This is a genomic window from Streptomyces sp. NPDC048277, assembly GCF_040652235.1.
Classification (GTDB): Bacteria; Actinomycetota; Actinomycetes; order Streptomycetales; family Streptomycetaceae; genus Streptomyces.
Genome location: NZ_JBEZLQ010000016.1, coordinates 98,737 through 118,502, shown reverse-complemented (window position 1 = coordinate 118,502; position 19,766 = coordinate 98,737). Strand labels below are relative to the sequence as shown.

Genomic DNA, 19,766 nt, shown 5'->3' with positions numbered 1-19,766 from the left:
CGGTCGTACGACGTCGAAGGGCCGGTCTCCCCGCGGGGAGACCGGCCCTTCGTGCTGCGGGCCGCGGCACTCTGGATGACTCTGGGTGTCCCAGTACCACCCAGAGTGAGGAGCGTGCATGCGCCGTCCCTTTGCCCCGATGCTGATCCGGCCGCTGATCCTGGCGGCCGTCGCTGCAGTCATACCGCTGGCCGGCCCGCCTCCGGCGGCCGCTGACAGCGTTGTCGTGGGCGGCTTCCCCGTCGACGTCTCACAGGCTCCCTGGACGGTCGCCCTGTCCAGCCGTGACCGGTTCGGAGGTACGCGGGCCGGCCAGTTCTGCGGCGGGGTGGCGATCGGCCGCACCACGGTACTGACCGCGGCCCACTGCCTGGCCGACGAGGTGATCGGCGGGCCGTCCGACCGGGTGCGCGACCTCAAGGTCATCGCGGGCCGCACGGATCTGCTCTCGGCCGACGGCCAGGAGATCCCTGTGACCGTCGCCCGGATCAACCCGCACTACGACGCCGAGGCGAACACGGGCGACTTCGCGGTCCTCACCCTCGCCCGACCGCTGCCGGCCGGCGCGGTCGTCAAGATGGCCGCCAAGGGGGACGCCGGCTACAAGCCCGGCACCACCGCCCAGGTCACAGGATGGGGCGACGTCACAGGCGGTGGCGACTACTCGCGCCGGCTGTACGCGGCACGCGTCCATGTACTGCCCGACGAGATGTGCCGGCAGGCCTATCCGGGCGGCGCCGACGGCACCTACCGGGCGGACTCCATGGTGTGCGCCGGGGAGGCCGTGGGCGGTCCCGACGCCTGCCAGGGTGACAGCGGGGGGCCGCTGGTCGCCGGGGGGCGGCTGATCGGACTCGTGTCGTGGGGCAGCGGCTGCGGACGCCCGGGGAGCCCCGGCGTCTACACGCGCGTCTCCGAGGCCGTGAAGGCCCTGGGCCCCGGCGGTGCCCTCGACGGGTCACGCCGGCCTCACAAGGCCTCCTGAGGGCCGCTGCGCCGGTACGACGACGGGCGGCCGCTCCCCTGAAAGGAGTGGCCGCCCGTTCACCGGCCTGTGCCGGGGCTGGCTCGTCGTGGATGCGAGAGGTCAGCGCTCATCTTCGGAGGCGGTGGCAGGAACGGTCGTCAGCCGCTCCGTCTCGTCCTGTATCTCAGCGGCGATCTTCTTGAGTTCCGGCTCGAACTTGCGACCGTGGTGGGCGCAGAAGAGCAGTTCTCCGCCGCTGAGCAGCACGACGCGCAGGTATGCCTGGGCGCCGCAGCGGTCGCAGCGATCGGCGGCCGTCAGGTGGCTCGCGGGGGTCAGAACAGTAGTCACGTCGCCTCTTCTCTAGCTCGACGAGCTGTCGTACCAGGGTCAACATCCAACCAGCCCGAAAACGTTCCCGCTCGGGGCTTCTCCTCGAAAAAAAATCTTTCGAGGTGGCCGTCTGCTGCCGGTTGGCGGCGAATGTGCCGTATTGCGTGTCTTAGGTGCTTACGGGTTCGCGCGGTTCATCGGTCTCATCCTCCCGGCCGGGTTGCCGGTTGTTTGTGAGGACGTGCCCGGAGCCTAAATGGTTCATGCCTCGAAGGGAACGTGATATGTACTTCACTCCATCGAGGGATCGAACACCCATGCGACGCTGGACTAGTGTGAGTTCACGACGAGGGTGGCGTTACAACGGCTCTACCAGGCCTCGGTACCCTCTGAGCGGCGACCGAAGCCGGCCCCTTACCCAAAAGGGGCCCCACTGAAATTCAGCGAGGAGCGAACCGCGTGACCGCCGATACGTCCGTGCCGTCCACTGCGCTGCTGGCAGGAGCAGACCGGGACGGCTCCAACTACACCGCGCGGCACCTGCTCGTTCTTGAGGGCCTCGAAGCCGTGCGCAAGCGCCCCGGTATGTACATCGGGTCGACCGACAGCCGTGGCCTGATGCACTGCCTGTGGGAGATCATCGACAACGCCGTGGACGAGGCCCTCGGCGGCTACTGCGACCACATCGAGGTCATCCTCCACGACGACGGGTCCGTCGAGGTGCGGGACAACGGCCGCGGTATCCCCGTGGACGTCGAGCCCAAGACGGGCCTGTCCGGCGTCGAGGTCGTCATGACCAAGCTGCACGCCGGCGGCAAGTTCGGCGGCGGCTCCTACGCGGCCTCCGGCGGCCTGCACGGCGTCGGCGCCTCCGTGGTCAACGCGCTCTCCGCGCGTCTCGACGTCGAGGTCGACCGTGGTGGCAACGTGCACGCCATCAGCTTCCGCCGCGGTGTGCCGGGGGCCTTCACCGGCGTCGGGCCGGACGGCAAGTTCGAGGCCGGGAGCGGGCTGCGCAAGACGAAGCGGGTGCCCAAGACGCGCACCGGCACGCGCGTGCGCTACTGGGCCGACCGCCAGATCTTCCTCAAGGACGCCAAGCTCTCCCTGGACACGCTCCACCAGCGCGCCCGCCAGACCGCGTTCCTGGTGCCCGGTCTGACCATCGTCGTCCGGGACGAGTACGGCCTGGGCGAGGGCGGCAGCAAGGGCGAGGAGTCGTTCCGTTTCGACGGCGGCATCAGCGAGTTCTGCGAGTACCTGGCCACCGACAAGCCGGTCTGCGATGTCCTCCGCTTCTCCGGCCAGGGCACCTTCAAGGAGACCGTCCCGGTCCTGGACGAGCACGGCCAGATGACCCCCACCGAGGTCACCCGCGAACTCGGCGTCGACGTCGCGATGCGCTGGGGCACCGGTTACGACGTGACCCTGAAGTCGTTCGTCAACATCATCGCCACGCCCAAGGGCGGCACCCATGTGGCCGGCTTCGAGCAGGCCGTCCGCGAGACCCTCAACGAGGTGCTGCGCGCCAAGAAGCTGCTGCGTGTCGCCGAGGACGACATCGTCAAGGACGACGCCCTGGAGGGCCTGACCGTCGTTGTCACCGTCCGTCTCGCCGAGCCGCAGTTCGAGGGCCAGACCAAGGAGGTCCTCGGCACCTCGGCGGCCCGCCGGATCGTGAACAACGTGATCTCCAAGGAACTGAAGGCGTTCCTGACCTCCACCAAGCGGGACGCCGCCGCCCAGGCCCGGGTGGTCATGGAGAAGGTGGTCGCCGCCGCGCGGACGCGCATCGCGGCCCGCCAGCACAAGGACGCGCAGCGCCGGAAGACGGCCCTGGAGTCCTCGTCCCTGCCGGCCAAGCTCGCCGACTGCCGCAGCGACGACGTCGAGCGCAGTGAGCTCTTCATCGTCGAGGGAGACTCCGCGCTCGGTACGGCGAAGCTCGCCCGGAACTCCGAGTTCCAGGCGCTGCTGCCGATCCGGGGCAAGATCCTCAACGTGCAGCGGTCCTCCGTGACGGACATGCTCAAGAACGCCGAGTGCGGCGCGATCATCCAGGTCATAGGGGCGGGCTCGGGCCGCACCTTCGACATCGACGCGGCCCGCTACGGCAAGATCATCATGATGACCGACGCCGACGTCGACGGCTCTCACATCCGCTGCCTGCTGCTGACGCTGTTCCAGCGCTACATGCGGCCCATGGTCGAGGCCGGCCGGGTCTTCGCGGCGGTGCCGCCGCTGCACCGGATCGAGATCACCCAGCCCAAGAAGGGCCAGGACAAGTACGTGTACACGTACTCGGACCGCGAGCTGCGCGACAAGCTCATGGAGTTCCAGAGCAAGGGCGTCCGGTACAAGGACTCCATCCAGCGCTACAAGGGTCTCGGCGAGATGGACGCCGACCAGCTGGCCGAGACGACGATGGACCCGCGCCACCGCACGCTGCGCCGGATCAACCTCTCCGACCTGGAGGCGGCGGAGCAGGTCTTCGATCTCCTGATGGGGAACGACGTGGCTCCCCGCAAGGAGTTCATCTCCGGCTCGGCGGCGACGCTGGACCGGTCGCGGATCGACGCGTAGCCCCAGCGCGTAGCCTCTGCGCGGGCCTCGGCCGACTCACCTGACCCGAGGGTGATCCGTCGGCCGGAGCCCCTCGGCGCCGTGCAGGCGCCGCTGCGGGCGACACGGTGCGACCAGGAGCCCCGGCAACCGCCGGGGCTCCTCGGCCGTTCCGGGGACGGGCGCGGACGGTGTGTCCCTCCACCCGGGGGTGGAGAGAGCCCGCTCGCCGGAATCCACCCGTGATCCACCCCTGCTCCGATCTGCTGACCTGCGCATTTCCGTAGCGTCGAAGGCGTCGGCAGCTCCCGCTCCCGGCACCGCCCCTTCCCGCTCACGGAGGCTCTGATGTCCGGGCTCGTCAACGCGTTGCTGATCGCGGCAGTCGTCGTCGTGGTGATCGTGCGGCAGTTCCGTGCACGCCCGGTCGACACCGGTCGGCGCTGGTGGCTGCTGCCGGTGATCCTGGCGGTCGTCGCGCTCCGTGAACCCGCCGTGCTCGACGCCCATCACCGCACCGAATCCGCCCTGTTGCTGGCCACCGAGGTACTGGTGGGACTGGCCATGGGGGCCGCCTGGGCCTGGACCACCCGTGTGTGGACAGAACCCGACGGCGTCGTGTGGACCAAGAGCACCAAGGCGAGCGGGATGGTCTGGCTCGCCGGCATAGCCGTGCGTGTCGGTCTCTTCGCCCTGGCGGCCCTGATCGGCGTCCACCAGGACAGCTCGGCCCTGATGCTCGGGCTGGCGGTCACTCTGCTGGTCCGCTCCGGGATCCTCGTCTGGCGTGCCCAGTCGCTGCCCTCCGCTCCGTCCGCCGGCGGCCCCGCCCGGGCGTACGGTGACGGCATGGCCCGGGCCATCAGGAAGGAGGGCGTGTGACGGACAACGCGTGGACGCGCTGGCCCTCCCGCGAGGCGCTGAGCCGTGCCGGGACCACCCGGGCGCGGCGTGCGCTCGCCTGGTTCGTGAGGCTGCTCGTCCTGGTGCTGCTGCTGTGGGGCGCCTTCCATGAACGGCACGTCCACGGCTGGGGTGTGCCGGCGGCGGTGGCCGGTGTGGCCGTGACCGCCGTCGTCTCCTGGGGCTTCTTCCGGACCACCTATGCCCACCGGCTGGTGCCCTCCCTGGTGCTCGTCAGCGTCCTCCTGGCGATCGCGATCGTCGCGCAGTCCGCGGGGTTTCGGGGGCCGGCCCTGGTGATCTGGTGCGGCTGCGGGATCTCCGCCCTGGAGCGGCTGCCGCTCGGCGCCGCCGTACCCGTCGCGTCCGTGGGTCTCGCCTCGTACTCCGCGTTCAACAACGACGTGTGGCTGACCACCGCGGCCACCGTCGTCGGAATGGCGCTGGCGGGCTATGTCCTGCGGCTCGACGCCGAGGCCCGGGGCAGCGCCCAGAGGCTGCTCGCCCAGGAGCGGGCCGCGAGGACGGCCGAGGCGGAGTCGGCGGCGCTGGCGGAGCGGGCCAGGATCGCCCGGGAGATCCACGACGTGCTGGCCCACAGCCTCTCGGCGCAGATGGTGCACCTGGAGGCGGCCCGGCTGCTGATCGAGCGCGGAGCGGACCGGGAGCGGATTCTGGAAAGGGTCGTGGCAGCCCGCGGAATGGCCCGGGACGGACTCGCCGAGACCCGCCAGGCCCTGTCCGCCCTTCGCGGCGAGCTGACCCCGCTGGAGGACTTCCTCACGGAGATCGTCGGTTCGACGGACGGCGCGGAGGTCACTGTCACGGGTGAACGCAGGGCTCTGCCCGCCGAGGCGTCACAGACCGTACGACGCGTCGCCCAGGAGGCGCTGACGAACGTCCGCAAGCACGCCCACGGCGCCAAGGTCCAGGTACGGCTGGACTACAGCGAGCACCAAGTGACGCTGAACGTACGGGATTCGGGCGGTCGTCCCGGCGAACTCGCCGGTGCCGGCGGCGGGTACGGTCTGCTGGGTATGCGGGAGCGGGCCGAGCTGCTGGGCGGGTCGCTGGAGGCAGGACGCGATGACGAGGGGTTCGAGGTGACGTTGAGGGTGCCCGTATGACGGAGGGGGAGAAGAAGCCCGCGCGGGTGGTGGTCGCCGACGACCAGACAGTGGTCAGGGAGGGCATCGTGATGCTCCTCGGGCTGCTCCCCGGCGTGGAGGTCGTCGGAGCGGCGGGCGACGGGGAGGAGGCGGTGCGGCTGGTCGGCGAACTCGCCCCGGACGTGGTGCTGATGGACCTGAGAATGCCGCGTTGCGACGGGGTGGAGGCGACCCGGCGGATCAGGTCGGAGTACCCCGCGACGCAGGTCGTGGTGCTGACCACGTTCGCGGACGACGAGTCGTTGTTCCCGGCGCTGAGAGCCGGCGCCCGTGGTTACCTCACCAAGGATGCCGGGGGCGACGAGATCGTACGCGCCGTGGAGAGCGTGCTCTCGGGGGACGCGGGGCTGTCGCCGAGCATCCAGCGGCGGCTGCTGGAGAGGCTGTCACAGCCCGAGCCGGCGCCCGCGGCCGCCACCGAGGCACCCGACGGGCTGACCGCGCGGGAGACCGAGGTCCTGGTGCTGATCGCCGAGGGGCTCACCAACCAGGAGATCGCCCGCAAGCTGCACGTCTCCACCGCGACCGTGAAGACACACATCAACAACCTGTTCGCCAAGACGGGGCTCAAGGACCGGGCCCAGGCGGTGCGTTACGCCTACGGGAAGGGACTGGTGCGGCCACCAGCGGATTGAGTCACCTGATGGGGTGAAGAGCCCGGGGAAGAAGAGTCAGGGATCTTCCCGATCTGTCCATCCTTGGGCATGCAGTCAAGCAACGGGCGTCACCGCGACGGCGGGGACGGTTCCGAGAGTTCGGCCGAGCGGCACGAGGACACGGGCGAGTACGGCGCGGCCTCCCGAGAAGTCAGGTACGAGGACCCCTGGTACGACGCGCTGGCCTCCGGCTGGGGAGAGTTGGACGGCGCCGGGGCGCCAGCTCCTGTACCGGCAGCGCGAACCGGGCGGGAGGGGGCGGCCGTTCGCACCCGTGACGTGTATCTGGAGGTGCAGCGCAGCCCGGCCTTCCAGGAGGTGCGCAGCCGCTACCGGAGGTTCGTGGTGCCGGCAGTCGCCCTGTTCCTCACCTGGTACGTGGGGTATGTGGTGACCGCGACCACCGCGCCCGGGCTGATGGCGAGGCCCGTCGCGGGAGCGGTGAACGTGGCGATGGTCGCGGGGCTCGGGCAGTTCCTCACCACGTTCGTGCTCACCTGGGCCTACGCCCGGCACGCGCGGCTGCGCAGGGACCGTGCCGCACTGGAACTGCGCTGGGACACACAGGAGCTGACGCGCGGAGCCCGGGGTGGTGCGTCATGACGGGCCGTCATCAGACGCTGGCGCTGCTGCTGTTCAGCGTGTTCGTCGCCGTGACGCTCGGGATCACGACGTGGGTGAGCCGGAGGCGGCGTGGTTCGGCGGAGGAGTTCTACGCCGGGGGACGGCTCTTCTCCCCGATGGAGAATGGTTTTGCCATCGCGGGCGACTACATGTCGGCGGCCTCCTTCCTCGGCGTGACCGGTCTTATCGCCCTCTTCGGCTACGACGGGATGCTGTATGTGGTGGGCTTCCTGGTGGCGTGGCTGGTCGTGCTGTTCCTGGTGGCCGAACTGGTCCGCAACTGCGGGCGGTTCACGCTCGCCGATGTGATCGCGGCGCGGATGAGCGAGCGGCCGGTGCGGATCGCGGCGGGAACTTCCTCGGTCACGGTGTCCGTTCTCTATTTGGTGGCGCAAATGGTGGGGGCCGGCAGCCTGGTCGCGCTGCTGCTGGGGCGGACGAGCGAGGCGGCCCAGGCGTGGACGGTCATCGGGGTCGGCGCGCTGATGGTGATCTATGTGTCGTTGGGAGGGATGCGAGCCACCACCTGGATCCAGATCGTGAAGGCGGTCCTGCTGCTGAGCGGGACGGTGGTGCTGACCGTGCTGGTGCTGCTGCGCTTCCACGGCGACGTCGACCGGCTGCTGCTCACGGCCGCCGACCGCAGTGGGCACGGGGAGGCGTTCCTGGCGCCGGGGCTCAAGTACGGGGGGACCTGGACCGCGCGACTGGACTTCATCAGCCTGGGGCTGGCACTGGTGCTGGGGACGGCGGGGCTGCCGCACATCCTGTCCCGCTTCTACACGGTGCCGACGGCACGGGCCGCACGGCGTTCGGTGGTCTGGTCGATCGGGCTGATCGGCGGCTTCTACCTGATGACGATCGTGCTCGGGTTCGGGGCGGCGGCCCTCGTCGGACCGGAGGCGCTGCGTGCGTCGAGTGCGTCGGGGAACACGGCGGTCCCGCTGCTGGCGCTCGACCTGGGCGGCGGCGCGGGTTCCACAGACGGAGCGGTTCTGTTCGCGGTCGTCGCCGCCGTCGCCTTCGCCACCATCCTCGCCGTGGTCGCCGGGATCACCCTCGCCTCCTCGGCGTCCGTCGCCCACGACCTGTACGCCTCGCTGCGCAGGCCGCACGCCAAGCAGCGCAGCGAGGTGGCGGTGGCGCGCACGGCGGCGGTCGGCATCGGTGTGGTGGCCATCGCCCTGGGCCTGCTCGCCCGCGACATGAACGTCGCCTTTCTGGTGGGTCTGGCTTTCGCGGTGGCGGCCTCGGCGAACCTTCCGGTGCTGCTGTACTCGCTGTTCTGGCGTGGCTTCACGACCCGGGGCGCGGTGTGGGCCGTATACGGCGGGCTGGTCCCCGCCATCGGGCTGGTCGTGCTGTCCCCGGTGGTGTCGGGAAGCCCGGACGCGCTGTTCCCGGGCGTGGACTTCCAGTACTTCCCGTTGCAGAACCCGGGGATCGTCTCCATCCCGCTCGGCTTCCTCGCCGGCTGGCTCGGCACGGTCACCTCGGACGAGGTCCCGGACGAGGCCAAGCACGCCGAGACCGAGGTGCGGTCGCTGACCGGGGCGGGGGCGGTCTGAAGCAGCGGCGCCGCTACGGCGCCACCCAGGCGTACCGGTGCTCCGGGCGGCCCGTGTCGCCGTACTTCAGGGAGAGGCGGAGGCGGCCGGCCTGTTCCAGATGGCGGAGGTAGCGCTGGGCGGTGGAGCGGCTCAGGCCGGTCTCGGCGGCCACCTCGTGGGCCGAGAGCGGGTGGTCCGCGCGGTGCAGGACCCCGCAGATGAGGTCCGTGGTGGGTTCGGAGTGGCCGCTGGGCAGGCCAGGGGCGGACGGCGCCGGTGAGGTGCGCAGGGCGCCGAAGATCCGGTCGACCTGTTCCTGCCCCGTCAGGCCCCGGCCGCCGACCCGGTCGACGGTGCGGCGCAGGGCCGCGTAGGAGTCGAGGCGGGTGCGCAGCGCGGCGAAGGTGAACGGCTTGACCAGGTAGTGCAGGGCGCCCAGGCGCATCGCCTTCTGCACGGTGGTCACATCGCTGGCCGCCGTGATCATGATGACGTCGGTGCCGTGGCCCTGCTCCCGCATCCGGTGGACGAGTTCGAGGCCGGTCTGGTCCGGCAGATAGTGGTCCAGCAGGACCAGGTCGATGGTTCCGCGTTCGACGGCGGCCAGTGCCTGGGCAGCGCTGTGCGCGCGGGCGGCCACCCGGAAGCCGGGAACCTTTCCCACGTACTTGGCGTTTATCTCGGCGACGCGGAAGTCGTCGTCCACCACCAGGACGTCAATCATCAGGCCTCTCCTTCAAGGCCGGCGAGCGTTAAGCCCGTGTTTCATCTGCGCAGTTGTAGCGCGCGCAAAACGAGCACAACAGGTGCTTGCGAGCAAAAGAACGGCTTGCGCCCAGAAGACTGCTGTTGTGGTGCGGGACACACCTACCGTCCCGGCCCATGAGCGCAGACACCAGCCCCGCCATCGAGCTGCGGGGCGCGAGCAAGATCTTCAAGACCCCGTCGGGGGGTCTGCACACGGCCGTCCGCGACCTCGACCTCACCGTCGGGCGCGGTGAGTTCGTGGCGGTCGTGGGGCCGACGGGTTGCGGCAAGTCCACCACGCTGACCCTGGTCAGCGGGCTGGAGGAGCCCAGTGAGGGCGAGGTGCTGGTGGCCGGCGAGCCGGTGGCCGGCGTCGGCGACAAGGTCGGCTTCGTCTTCCAGCAGGACGCCACCTTCCCCTGGCGGACCGTGCTGTCCAACGTGATGGCAGGGCCCCGCTTCCGTGGCGTGCCCAAGGCGGAGGCCAAGGAGAAGGCCCGCGAGTGGCTGGCCCGGGTCGGTCTCGCCGCCTTCGAGGACCGTTATCCGCACCAGCTCTCCGGCGGTCAGCGCAAGCGCGTGGCGCTCGCCGCGACCTTCGTCAACGACCCCCAGATCCTGCTCATGGACGAGCCGTTCTCCGCGCTCGACGTGCAGACCCGGGCCCTGATGTCGGACGAACTCCTGGAACTGTGGGAGGGCACGGGCGCCTCGGTCGTCTTCGTCACCCATGACCTGGAGGAGTCCATCGCGCTGGCCGACAAGGTCGTCGTCATGACCGCCGGGCCCGCGACCGTCAAGCAGGTCTTCGAGATCGACCTGCCCCGCCCCCGCAAGGTCGAGTCGGTGCGTCTGGAGCCGCGGTTCATCGAGATCTACCGCGAGATCTGGGAGTCCCTCGGCGAAGAGGTCCGCATCACCCGTGAGAGGGGTGCCGCTCATGTCGCCTGACACCCTCAGCGCACCGGTCGTCGAGACGGCCAAGGCCCCGGACCGCGCCCAGACACGGGCCCAGGCCGCCCGCAGACGCAAGGCGATCGTCTTCGCCGTGCGCATGCTGCTCCTGGTGGCCTTCCTCGGCCTGTGGGAGCTGCTGTCGCGGACCAAGGTCATCGACCCGTTCAACTTCTCGATGCCGTCGAAGATCTGGGACCAGATCTGGACCTGGGTCACGCACGGTACCGCGCTCGGTTCGCTGGGCGAGCAGATCTGGTACACGCTCTACGAGGCGCTGCTGGGCTGGGTCATCGGTGTCATCACCGGTGTCGTGTTCGGTATCGCCCTGGGGCGGATCAGCTTCCTCGCCGATGTCCTCGGTCCGTTCATCAAGGTGCTCAACTCGATCCCCAGGATCGTGCTCGCCCCGATCTTCCTGATCTGGTTCGGACTCGGCCCGTCCTCCAAGGTCGCCTCGGCCGTGGTGCTGGTCTTCTTTCCGGTGTTCTTCAACGCCTTCCAGGGCGCCCGCGAGGTCGACCGCAACCTCGTCGCCAACGCCCGCATCCTGGGCGCCAGCGACCGCCGGGTGACCCTCCAGGTGGTCATCCCGTCGGCCACCTCCTGGATCTTCACCAGCCTCCACGTCAGCTTCGGCTTCGCGCTCATCGGCGCCATCGTCGGCGAGTACATCGGCGCGACCAAGGGCATCGGCCTGCTCGTCTCGCAGTCGCAGAACACCTTCAACCCGGCCGGCGTGTACGCCGCGATGGTGATCCTCGCGGTCGTCGCCCTCGCCGCCGAAGGGCTGCTGACCTTCGCCGAGCGCCGCATCTTCCGGTGGAAGCCGACCGGCTCCGACAGCTGAGCCCTCCTTTCTTCGCCGTCACCCCGCACCGCCCTCTCACAAGGACGTGAACCCCATGCGCAACACCGCCAGATACGCCTCGCTGGCCGCCGCTGGCCTGCTCGCCCTCTCCTCGCTCACCGCCTGCGCCAACGACGCGGCCAGCTCCACCGCCACCGGCAGCAAGGGCGACGGCCAGGGCGAGAAGGTCAAGATCATGGTCGGTGGCCTGGACAAGGTCATCTACCTGCCCGCCATGCTCACCCAGCAGCTCGGCTACTTCGACGCCGAGGGCCTCGACGTGGAGCTGCTCAGCGAGCCGGCCGGGGTCCAGGCCGAGACCGCGCTCGTCTCCGGCCAGGTCCAGGGCGCGGTCGGCTTCTACGACCACACGCTCGACCTCCAGGTGAAGGGCAAGTCCGTCGAGTCCGTCGTGCAGTTCTCGCACGCGCCCGGCGAGGTCGAGATGGTCTCGAACAAGGCGGTCGGCGACATCACCTCGCCCAAGGACTTCAAGGGCAGGAAGCTCGGTGTCACGGGCCTGGGCTCCTCCACCGACTTCCTCACCAAGTACCTCGCGGTCAAGAACGGTGTGAAGGTCAGCGAGTTCACGCCGGTTGCCGTGGGTGCCGGGCCCACCTTCATCGCTGCGCTCCAGAAGGGCGCCATCGACGGCGGTATGACGACCGACCCGACCGTGGCTACGATCCTGGACAAGAAGGCGGGCAAGATCCTCCTCGACATGCGCACCCCCGAGGGTTCGCAGAAGGCGCTGGGCGGGCCGTACCCGTCGTCGAGTCTGTACATGCAGACGGACTGGGTGAACGGGCACAAGGACACCGTCCAGAAGATGGCCAACGCGTTCGTCAAGACGCTCAAGTGGATGTCCACGCACAGCGCCGCCGAGATCGCGGCCAAGATGCCCGCGGACTACTCCCAGGGCGACAAGACGCTCTACACGGAGGCCATCAAGAGCACGCTGCCGATGTTCACCGACGACGGTGTGATGCCCACGAACGGCCCCGAGACCGTCGAGAAGGTGCTCAAGGCGTTCAACCCGAACATCCAGAACGCCGATGTCGACCTCGCCAAGACGTACACCACGGAGTTCGTCAACGCCGCCAAGTAGCACGCCTCACGCGCGGGTCGCCCACACGTAACGGTGTTCGGGGCGGCCCGCGTCGCCGTACTTGAGGGTCAGCCGGGCCCGTCCCGTGCGTTCCAGGAGCTTCAGATAGCGCTGGGCGGTCTGCCGGCTCACCCCCGTCCGTTCGGCGATCTCCTGGGCCGACAGCGGGCCCTCGGCGCTCATCAGCGACTGCCGCACCAGCTCGGCGGTGGTGGGGGAGTGCCCTTTGGGCAGCTCGGGCTCGGACGGTGCGGACAGGGCGCCGAAGATGCGGTCCACCTCGGCCTGTTCGGCCTCGCCGCCGCCGTCCAGGGTGCGCCGCAGCCGCGCGTACGCCTCCAGCTTGGCGCGCAGTCCCGCGAACGCGAACGGCTTGACCAGGTACTGCAGGGCGCCCTGCCGCATCGCCGCCTGCACGGTCGACACGTCCCGGGCCGCCGTCACCATGATCACGTCGGTCTGGTGGCCGCGCCGGCGCATCTCCTGGACCACCGCGAGGCCCGTGTCGTCGGGCAGATAGTGGTCCATCAGGACCAGGTCGAGATGGGGCAGCGACTCCAGCCGGCGCAGTGCCTCGGCCGCGTTGTGGGCCTCGCCGGCCACATGGAAGCCCGGCACCTTCTCGACGTAGGCGGCGTTGACCCGGGCGACCCGGGTGTCGTCGTCCACGACCAGGACCTCGATCATCGCGCCTCCTCGTCGGCCGGTACGAGCGCCGGTTCCAGTTCCAGCTCCGGTTCGGTCAGTGCTTCGGGGAGTACGACCGTGAACTGGGCGCCCCCGCCGTCCGCCTCGCCCACGGTCGCGCGGCCGCCCTGCCGTTCGGCGAGCCGGCGCACCAGGGAGAGCCCGATGCCGCGCTTGCCGTGCGCGGGCGGCTTCTTGGTCGACCACCCCTCGGTGAAGACCAACTCCCGCTGTTCCGCCGGAATCCCCGGCCCGGTGTCACGCACCCGGAGGACGATCGCGCGGCCCTCGGCGCACAACTCGACCTCCACGCGCGCGTGCGGGGTTCCGGCGACCGCGTCCAGCGCGTTGTCCACCAGGTTGCCCACGACCGTGACCAGACCCCGCGGGTCGATCAGCCGGTCCGGGAGCCGGGTGCGGTCCGAGACCCACAGGGCGACCCCGCGTTCGGCCGCGACGGTCGCCTTGCCGACCAGCAGGGCGGCCAGCAGCGGGTCCTGGATCTTCTCCGTGACCTGTTCGGCGGTGACCCGGTGGTCGCCGACCACCTCGCCGACGAACTCCACGGCGTCGTCGTACATCTCCAGCTCCAGGAACCCGAGCAGGGTGTGCATACGGTTGGCGTGCTCGTGGTCCTGGGCGCGCAGGGCGTCGATCAGCCCGCGCGTGGAGTCGAGTTCGCGGCCGAGCTGCTCCAGCTCGGTGCGGTCGCGCAGGGTGGCGACGGCGCCGTCGTCGTCGGTGGGCATGCGGTTGGCGACCAGGACCCGGTGGCCGCGCACGGTGAGCAGATCGGTGCCGGTCACCCGGCCGGCCAGGACGTCGGTCGTACGGCCCTCGCCGAGCGCCTCGTCGGGGGACCGGCCGACGGCCTCGTCGCCGATGCCGAGGAGTCGTCTCGCCTCGTCGTTCAGCAGACGGATGCGGCCGCCGCGGTCGAGGGCGACGACGCCTTCGCGGATGCCGTGCAGCATCGCCTCGCGCTCCGCGAGCAGCGCCGAGATGTCGGAGAAGGCCAGGTCGCGGGTCTGCCGCTGGACCCGCCGGGAGATCAGCCAGGCGGCCAGCGCACCGACCGCGAGAGCGCCGCCGGCGTACGCGAACAGCCCGGGGATCGCGCTGAGCAGCCGCGCTCGCACACTGTCGTACGCGATACCGACCGAGACCGCCCCGATGATCTCGTGCTGCGCGTCGTACAGCGGCACCTTGCCCCGCGCGGAGCGTCCCAGGGTGCCGTCGTCGATCTGCATGACCTCCTTGCCCTCCAGTGCCTCCTTGGGGCTGGTCGAGACATGCTGGCCGATCTCCGAGGGCGTGGTGTGCGACCAGCGGAATCCGCGCAGGTCCATCACCACGATGTACTCGGCGTTGGTCGCCTTGCGGATCCGTTCCGCCTCCTTCTGCACCGGCCCGTGCACGCTCGGCGAGGTGGTCAGGACGCCCTCGGCGATCTGCGGGTCCTGGGCCGTGGTCTGGGCGATCGCCAGCGCCCTGCGCATCGCCTCCTGGTCCAGCTGCTTGCTCAGCGGGGCCAGGAAGAGTCCGGTCGCGAGCACCGCCACCCCTGCGGCGATCGCCAGCTGCATCAGCAGGACCTGGGAGAACACCTTCCGGGGCAGCCGGGGGCGCAGACGGCGCGCGGGGGGCGTGGGGGTCATACCCACGACGGTACGTGCGCGGGCGCGCCCCGCCGTAGGGGGTGTGGCATGGATCTCTTGACCATTTCTTGGGAAATCCGGTTCGCGGGGAATCCGCTTCAGGGGCGAGTCAGCTCGCGAGCGCCGTCGCCGTGGCCGTCGTCCGCAGTTCCCGCAGCGACACCACGTCCATCCGGGCCGGCGACCCCAGCACCGACACCCCGCAACTCTCCGGGCGGGGTGGCAGGGAGGCTCCCTGGGCCACGCCGACCCGCCAGCGGCGGCCGTCGGTGTGGGCGACGGTGACGTCCCAGCGCGGGGCCGCGCCCTCGGTGCGTACGACGCCCAGCACCTCCGCCGCGTACTCGCCCACCGCCTCGCGCACGGCCAGTTCGGCCGCCTGGCCGGGTCGTTCCCAGGCGGAGCACCCGCGGCAGCCCTCCAGCACCACACGGCCCTCCTGGGCGCCGTGCAGGACCTCCTTGACGGCATGGGCCTCGGCGCGGCCGTACGCGTAGCCGTACGGCAGGACGAGCAGGGTCGGCGAGAAGCGATGACCACCCAGATGGGTGACCTCCCAGGTGCCCGACACACCGGACGCGGCCAGCTCCGCCGCGAGCGGGCGGCCCAGCAGGGCGCAGCAGCGGTCGCGCTTGCCGTTGGTGCAGACGAGCGCGAGCGGGCTGCCCGTGTGCGGCCGGCCGCCGAGCGCCGCGCCGAACGAACGGTGGTCGCCCGCGCCGAGCGCGGCGAAGTCGAGGCCGAGCAGCCGTGCCGGGTCGCGGGTGGTGGCGCTGTGCAGCCATACGTTCCCGGGGACCGTGTGGGCCGCGTACACCTGGCGTACGGCCGGGGTGCCCGGGTCGGCGTGGCGGCCGGGGCGCCGGATGAGCGCGATCCGTACGCCGGTCTCCTTGGCGGCGGCCTCCAGGGCACGGCCCAGCGCGGGGTCCAGGCGGCTCGAAGTGAGCGCCTTGGCGCCCCACGGGCCGGGCTGTTCCAGCAGCAGCCACGTCGACGCGGTGGCGGCGGTGCCGGAAACGGGCTCGTCGAGCATCCGGGAGACGGTTGCGCACCTACTCACAGAGGTGAGCCTAACCTGACTTCGCCCGTGGTGACTTCCGGCCTGGCCCGTTCGTGCCCCCCCGCGGAGTCACTCCGGCAGGGGCTGGGGCGGCTTCGGGCCGACGTAGTGGCCGCTCGGGCGCATGCGCAGCGGGCGTTCGCCGTACTCCTCCAGGGCATGGGCGATCCAGCCCGCCGTACGGGCGACGGCGAAGATCGTCTCGCCCGCGGTGGCGGGCATGCCGCAGGAGGCCGTGAACACGGCCAGCGCCAGGTCGACGTTGGCGTGCAGCGGGGTGTGCCGGGCGGTGGTGGCGACGATGTCCCGGGCCGCGAGCAGGGCGGGCCGCGCGCGGGGAACTTCCTCCAGAAGCGCGAACAGGACACGCGCGCGTGGGTCCTCGCCCTGGTAGAGCCGGTGGCCGAGGCCGGGGATACGGCGGCCCGCGCGGAGTTCGTCCGCGATGACCGTGAGGGCGGTGCCCTGGTCGAGGACGTCGAGCAGCATCCGGTGGGCCAGGCCGCTGGAGGCGCCGTGCAGCGGACCTTCGAGGACGCCGAGCCCGGCCGACACGGCCGCGTACGCGTGGGCGCGTGCGGAGGCGGCGACCCGGACCGCGAGCGTGGAGGCGGCCAGGTCGTGGTCGACGAGCAGCGCGAGCGCCGTGTCCAGGACGCGCAGAACGGCGTCGTCCGGCTCGATACCGGTCAGCCGGCGCCACAGCCGTTCGGCCAGCGGGCCGTCGTCGGGCCGGCGGTGGTGCTGCGTCGGAAGCGCGGTGACGAGCGTGGGGATCAGCACGCGCGCGGTGCCGAGGACGGCCTCCTCGGACAGGTCGAAGCGCAGCGGGTCCTCGGCGGCCGCGGCGATCGTGGCGACCCGCAACCGGTCGGTGGGGGAGGTGTGTTCGGGCAGCGCCGCGACGGCCCGGCGGGCGACGGCGACGATGGCCTCCGGAGCGGTGAAGGTCATGCCCCGGTGCATCCGGCCCGTCCACAGCCACTCGGCCACCTCCTCGTAGGAGTGGTGCGCGGCGAGCTCGGTGGCGTCGACACCCCGGAAGAAGTACCGGTCCCTGTCGATCAGCGTGATCCGGGTGCGGACCGAGAGATCACCGCCGGAACCCGGACTCCCCGCGGCCTCCCGCCTGTTGCGCCGGGCGAGTGCCTCCACCTCCCCGGCGTCGAAGGTGCTGGCGCGGCCACCGGGCTCACGCCTGCTGCTGAGCTGACCGCGGCTCACATAGGCGTACACGGTCTCGGGCTTCACGCCGAGCAGTTCGGCGGTCTCCTTGGTGCTCAGCCGCCGCGCGGGACTGCCGTGAGCGGGGTGTTGATCGCGCATGGGCGCCACCGTAGTCGCCTCCAGTGCATATTGATTCAATCAATATTGACACCACTTGAGTCAATCATGGACAGTCGAATCAAGTTCAAGGTGGAAAACGGAGGCACGTCATGACCGTCAACAGGACCGCGCCGACCCTTGTCGAGGTGCCGCGCGGGCTCGCCGGCGTCGTCGTCACGGACACCGAGGTCGGTGACGTCCGGGGGGCCGAGGGCTTCTACCACTACCGCCAGTACTCGGCGGTCGAACTCGCGCGTACCCGTTGCTTCGAGGACGTCTGGCACCTGCTGGTCCACGGCGAACTGCCGGACGCGGAGCGCGCCGCCGCCTTCGCCGCCGAGACCGCCGCGCTGCGCCGCCTGCCCGACGCGGTCCGGGCGGCCCTGCCTGCGGTGGCCGCGGCGAGCGCCAGGTCCGGGCCGCTGGCCGGGATGCGCACCGCGCTCTCGCTGCTCGGCGCGGCCCAGGGGTTCCGGCCGGTGTACGACATCGACGCGGACCGGCGGCGGGCCGACACGGTCGCCGCCTGTGCGGCCGTACCGACACTGCTCACCGCGCTGTACCGGCTCGGACAGCAGCTGGAGCCCGTGGAGCCGCGCGAGGATCTCTCGTACGCGGCCAACTACCTGTACATGTTGACGGGTTCGGAACCCGAGCCCCGGCGGGCGCGTGCGGTCGAGCAATACTTGATCTCAACCATTGATCATGGATTCAATGCATCAACGTTCACCGCGCGGGTCATCGCGTCGACCGGCGCGGATGTCGCGGCCTGCCTCGTGGGGGCGGTCGGCGCGCTGTCCGGGCCGCTGCACGGCGGTGCGCCGAGCCGGGCACTGGACACCCTGGACGCCATCGGGACGCCGGACCGGATCGATCCATGGATCCGCGAACGGGTCCTCGCCGGCGACCGGGTGATGGGCTTCGGGCACGCGATCTACCGTACGGAGGACCCGCGCTCCCGCATGCTGCGCGAGATCGCCGAGGACTTCGGCGGTCCCCGGGCCGGCTTCGCCGTCGAGGTCGAACGCCAGGTCGAGCGCATCCTCGCCGAACTGAAGCCCGGCCGTGAACTCCACACCAATGTCGAGTTCTACGCGGGCGTGGTCATGGAACTCTGCGGCCTGCCCCGAGAGATGTTCACCCCGACCTTCGCGGCGGCCCGCGTGGTCGGCTGGAGCGCCAATATCCTGGAACAGGCGGCGGACTCGAAGATCATCCGGCCTGTGGCGCGGTATGTGGGGCCGGTGGCGCCGGTGGCTGTGCCGGAAGGGGCCTGAGACACACGTGTGGCCCGGTGCTTCTGGCGCCGGGCCTACGATGAGGACTGAGCAGTGGCTGGGATGTCGAGTTGCTCGGAACAGCCCGTACCGCTCCTCGTTGGGGTGCGGCGGGGCGGTGGGACGGTGGACGAGGCGGGGTGGCCCGTCCTCCGCGGACATGTCAGGCGTCGGGGATGTCGGCTTTGGCCCGAACCAGGGTTTCCCGGCTCACGATGACGATCCGCTCGTAGGCGGCGCGAGCCGCGTCCGAGGGGAGCTGATCGTCCAGTTCCGCGGTGGCCTCGGTTCCGATGACCGCGAAATTGCCGTCACTGAGTTCGAAGATGTCCGGGCAGGTCTCGCCGGACATGCTGCCGCGCTCACGTGGGGAGGCGCCGATGCGGCGCACGATTTTCAAGGGGGATCCGGTCCTCATGCGTCGGTTGTGACTCAAGGGGACGGACGATAGCGCAGACGGGCACGGACAATAGCGCAGACATTGCCATAGGTGGCCTGCGCGGATAGACCAACTGGCCGTATGTGGTGCCTTGTTGGCCTTTGTTTGCCTACCGTCACTCGGCGGGAGGTTCACCCACCACCCACCATTCGTCCGTGTCGGCCTCGTCCAGATCCCGGATCAGGGCGTCCATCATCCTGCCGACGCGACCTTCCTCCGAGTCGTCCCTCAGGCTCGCGCGATGCCGGCGGGTGGCTTCCCAGTACGCGCGGAAAATCGGGTTCCTCACCAGCACGCGCAGATGGCCTCGCAGCTCTTCCAGGTTGGCGATGCCGATGCGGTAGCCGAAGAGTGCGTTGGCGTAGAGCGCGTTCGCGAAGAGGTACTGGCGCCGCTGCGCGGGGGATTCCGTTTCGACCGTGCTCATCACGGCTGCCAGCTGGGGGTCGTCCATGGCCTTGTCGAGCAGACGGAGCTGGAGGCGCTGGTAGTCGGCGAGCCGCGCGCGTTGTGCCTCGAGTCCTTGTGCGGGGTTCGTGCGTGAGCATGTGGCTTCGTGCCAGTGCCGATACGCGGCGAGAGCGCTGAGGGCTCCCGCGGCGAAGGCGGCTCCCGCGGCGGCCGCGCCGTTCAGCCCCCGCCTCCGAAAGTTCCGTGTGGCCATGTCAACCCCCGAATCACGCGACCGTCCGCCGGGCGTCGGAATGCGGGGTGGCTGACGGGACCGGCGAGCGGTGGCGGCGCTTGCCGTCTCCCAGGGTGCCGAGCCGATGTGGTCGGCGGGGAGGCGGAGAAGAGGCGCACAGAAGGAAGCGAGGGTCGCACGAACCGGCGCCTTGTCCAACGTCTGCCCCGCACATGCTGCTAACAACCGTTCACTTCGCGAGGTTCGT

General features: G+C 70.5%; 19 protein-coding genes. 11 read left to right on the top strand and 8 right to left on the bottom strand.

Annotation, left to right across the window (positions count from 1 at the left end; genetic code table 11):
* The first annotated feature begins 118 nt into the window (after positions 1-118).
* A complete protein-coding gene (locus AB0D85_RS31250) occupies positions 119-985 on the top strand; it encodes a serine protease (RefSeq protein ID WP_362327565.1) in 867 nt (288 codons plus the stop codon).
* Positions 986-1,087: 102 nt separating this feature from the next.
* On the opposite strand, the gene AB0D85_RS31245 is transcribed toward AB0D85_RS31250, so the two are convergent.
* Positions 1,088-1,318: a hypothetical protein gene (locus AB0D85_RS31245; protein WP_046728668.1), complete on the bottom strand. Its 231-nt coding sequence runs from the start codon at positions 1,316-1,318 to the stop codon at positions 1,088-1,090.
* A 441-nt stretch (positions 1,319-1,759) separates the two neighbouring features.
* On the opposite strand from AB0D85_RS31245, the gene AB0D85_RS31240 reads away from it, so the two are divergent.
* The 6 genes from AB0D85_RS31240 to AB0D85_RS31215 all read left to right on the top strand — a co-directional run bounded on the left by AB0D85_RS31240 (position 1,760) and on the right by AB0D85_RS31215 (position 8,782).
* Positions 1,760-3,883 carry a DNA topoisomerase IV subunit B gene (locus AB0D85_RS31240; protein WP_362327561.1) on the top strand — a complete coding sequence of 708 codons (2,124 nt, stop codon included), beginning with the start codon at positions 1,760-1,762 and terminating at the stop codon, positions 3,881-3,883.
* 327 nt (positions 3,884-4,210) lie between these two features.
* On the top strand, positions 4,211-4,744 hold the full coding sequence (locus AB0D85_RS31235) for a DUF1453 domain-containing protein (RefSeq protein WP_362327558.1): 534 nt from the start codon (positions 4,211-4,213) through the stop codon (positions 4,742-4,744).
* Positions 4,741-5,892 carry a histidine kinase gene (locus AB0D85_RS31230; RefSeq protein ID WP_362327555.1) on the top strand — a complete coding sequence of 384 codons (1,152 nt, stop codon included), beginning with the start codon at positions 4,741-4,743 and terminating at the stop codon, positions 5,890-5,892. Before AB0D85_RS31235 ends, AB0D85_RS31230 begins: the two co-directional genes overlap by 4 nt.
* Positions 5,889-6,569, top strand: coding sequence for a response regulator transcription factor (locus AB0D85_RS31225; RefSeq protein ID WP_362327552.1), 681 nt, complete (start codon positions 5,889-5,891; stop codon positions 6,567-6,569). Before AB0D85_RS31230 ends, AB0D85_RS31225 begins: the two co-directional genes overlap by 4 nt.
* Before the next feature lie 69 nt (positions 6,570-6,638).
* Positions 6,639-7,193 (top strand): DUF485 domain-containing protein, encoded by a 555-nt coding sequence (locus AB0D85_RS31220; RefSeq protein ID WP_362327549.1) that lies wholly within the window; start codon positions 6,639-6,641, stop codon positions 7,191-7,193.
* The gene (locus tag AB0D85_RS31215; protein WP_362327546.1) at positions 7,190-8,782 is read left to right on the top strand and encodes a cation acetate symporter; all 1,593 of its coding nucleotides are present in this window, start codon (positions 7,190-7,192) and stop codon (positions 8,780-8,782) included. Before AB0D85_RS31220 ends, AB0D85_RS31215 begins: the two co-directional genes overlap by 4 nt.
* A gap of 13 nt (positions 8,783-8,795) precedes the next feature.
* Here the strand turns inward: AB0D85_RS31215 and AB0D85_RS31210 are convergent, their stop codons facing one another.
* Positions 8,796-9,488: a response regulator gene (locus tag AB0D85_RS31210; protein ID WP_362327543.1), complete on the bottom strand. Its 693-nt coding sequence runs from the start codon at positions 9,486-9,488 to the stop codon at positions 8,796-8,798.
* A 158-nt stretch (positions 9,489-9,646) separates the two neighbouring features.
* Between AB0D85_RS31210 and AB0D85_RS31205 the strand changes: the two genes are divergently transcribed.
* The 3 genes from AB0D85_RS31205 to AB0D85_RS31195 are packed head-to-tail and all read left to right on the top strand — an operon-like array spanning position 9,647 to position 12,423.
* Positions 9,647-10,462 carry an ABC transporter ATP-binding protein gene (locus AB0D85_RS31205; protein ID WP_362327540.1) on the top strand — a complete coding sequence of 272 codons (816 nt, stop codon included), beginning with the start codon at positions 9,647-9,649 and terminating at the stop codon, positions 10,460-10,462.
* Positions 10,452-11,315 carry an ABC transporter permease gene (locus AB0D85_RS31200; RefSeq protein WP_362327537.1) on the top strand — a complete coding sequence of 288 codons (864 nt, stop codon included), beginning with the start codon at positions 10,452-10,454 and terminating at the stop codon, positions 11,313-11,315. Before AB0D85_RS31205 ends, AB0D85_RS31200 begins: the two co-directional genes overlap by 11 nt.
* Before the next feature lie 55 nt (positions 11,316-11,370).
* Positions 11,371-12,423 (top strand): ABC transporter substrate-binding protein, encoded by a 1,053-nt coding sequence (locus tag AB0D85_RS31195; protein WP_362327534.1) that lies wholly within the window; start codon positions 11,371-11,373, stop codon positions 12,421-12,423.
* Between the two features lie 6 nt (positions 12,424-12,429).
* On the opposite strand, the gene AB0D85_RS31190 is transcribed toward AB0D85_RS31195, so the two are convergent.
* From AB0D85_RS31190 to AB0D85_RS31175, 4 genes are all read right to left on the bottom strand, one after another.
* Positions 12,430-13,110 carry a response regulator gene (locus AB0D85_RS31190; protein ID WP_362327531.1) on the bottom strand — a complete coding sequence of 227 codons (681 nt, stop codon included), beginning with the start codon at positions 13,108-13,110 and terminating at the stop codon, positions 12,430-12,432.
* Positions 13,107-14,768: a sensor histidine kinase gene (locus AB0D85_RS31185; RefSeq protein ID WP_362327528.1), complete on the bottom strand. Its 1,662-nt coding sequence runs from the start codon at positions 14,766-14,768 to the stop codon at positions 13,107-13,109. The genes AB0D85_RS31190 and AB0D85_RS31185 overlap by 4 nt, the downstream gene beginning before the upstream one ends.
* A 109-nt stretch (positions 14,769-14,877) precedes the next feature.
* The gene (locus AB0D85_RS31180; protein ID WP_362327525.1) at positions 14,878-15,831 is read right to left on the bottom strand and encodes a sucrase ferredoxin; all 954 of its coding nucleotides are present in this window, start codon (positions 15,829-15,831) and stop codon (positions 14,878-14,880) included.
* Positions 15,832-15,900: 69 nt separating this feature from the next.
* Positions 15,901-17,157, bottom strand: coding sequence for a citrate synthase (locus AB0D85_RS31175; RefSeq protein ID WP_362327522.1), 1,257 nt, complete (start codon positions 17,155-17,157; stop codon positions 15,901-15,903).
* A 110-nt stretch (positions 17,158-17,267) separates the two neighbouring features.
* On the opposite strand from AB0D85_RS31175, the gene AB0D85_RS31170 reads away from it, so the two are divergent.
* Positions 17,268-18,434, top strand: a complete 1,167-nt coding sequence (locus tag AB0D85_RS31170; RefSeq protein ID WP_362327519.1) for a citrate synthase/methylcitrate synthase — start codon at positions 17,268-17,270, stop codon at positions 18,432-18,434.
* Between the two features lie 163 nt (positions 18,435-18,597).
* Here the strand turns inward: AB0D85_RS31170 and AB0D85_RS31165 are convergent, their stop codons facing one another.
* On the bottom strand, positions 18,598-18,834 hold the full coding sequence (locus tag AB0D85_RS31165; RefSeq protein ID WP_362327871.1) for a hypothetical protein: 237 nt from the start codon (positions 18,832-18,834) through the stop codon (positions 18,598-18,600).
* 154 nt (positions 18,835-18,988) lie between these two features.
* Complete coding sequence (locus AB0D85_RS31160) at positions 18,989-19,537, bottom strand: DUF6082 family protein (protein WP_362327516.1); 549 nt, start codon at positions 19,535-19,537, stop codon at positions 18,989-18,991.
* Positions 19,538-19,766: the final 229 nt, after the last annotated feature.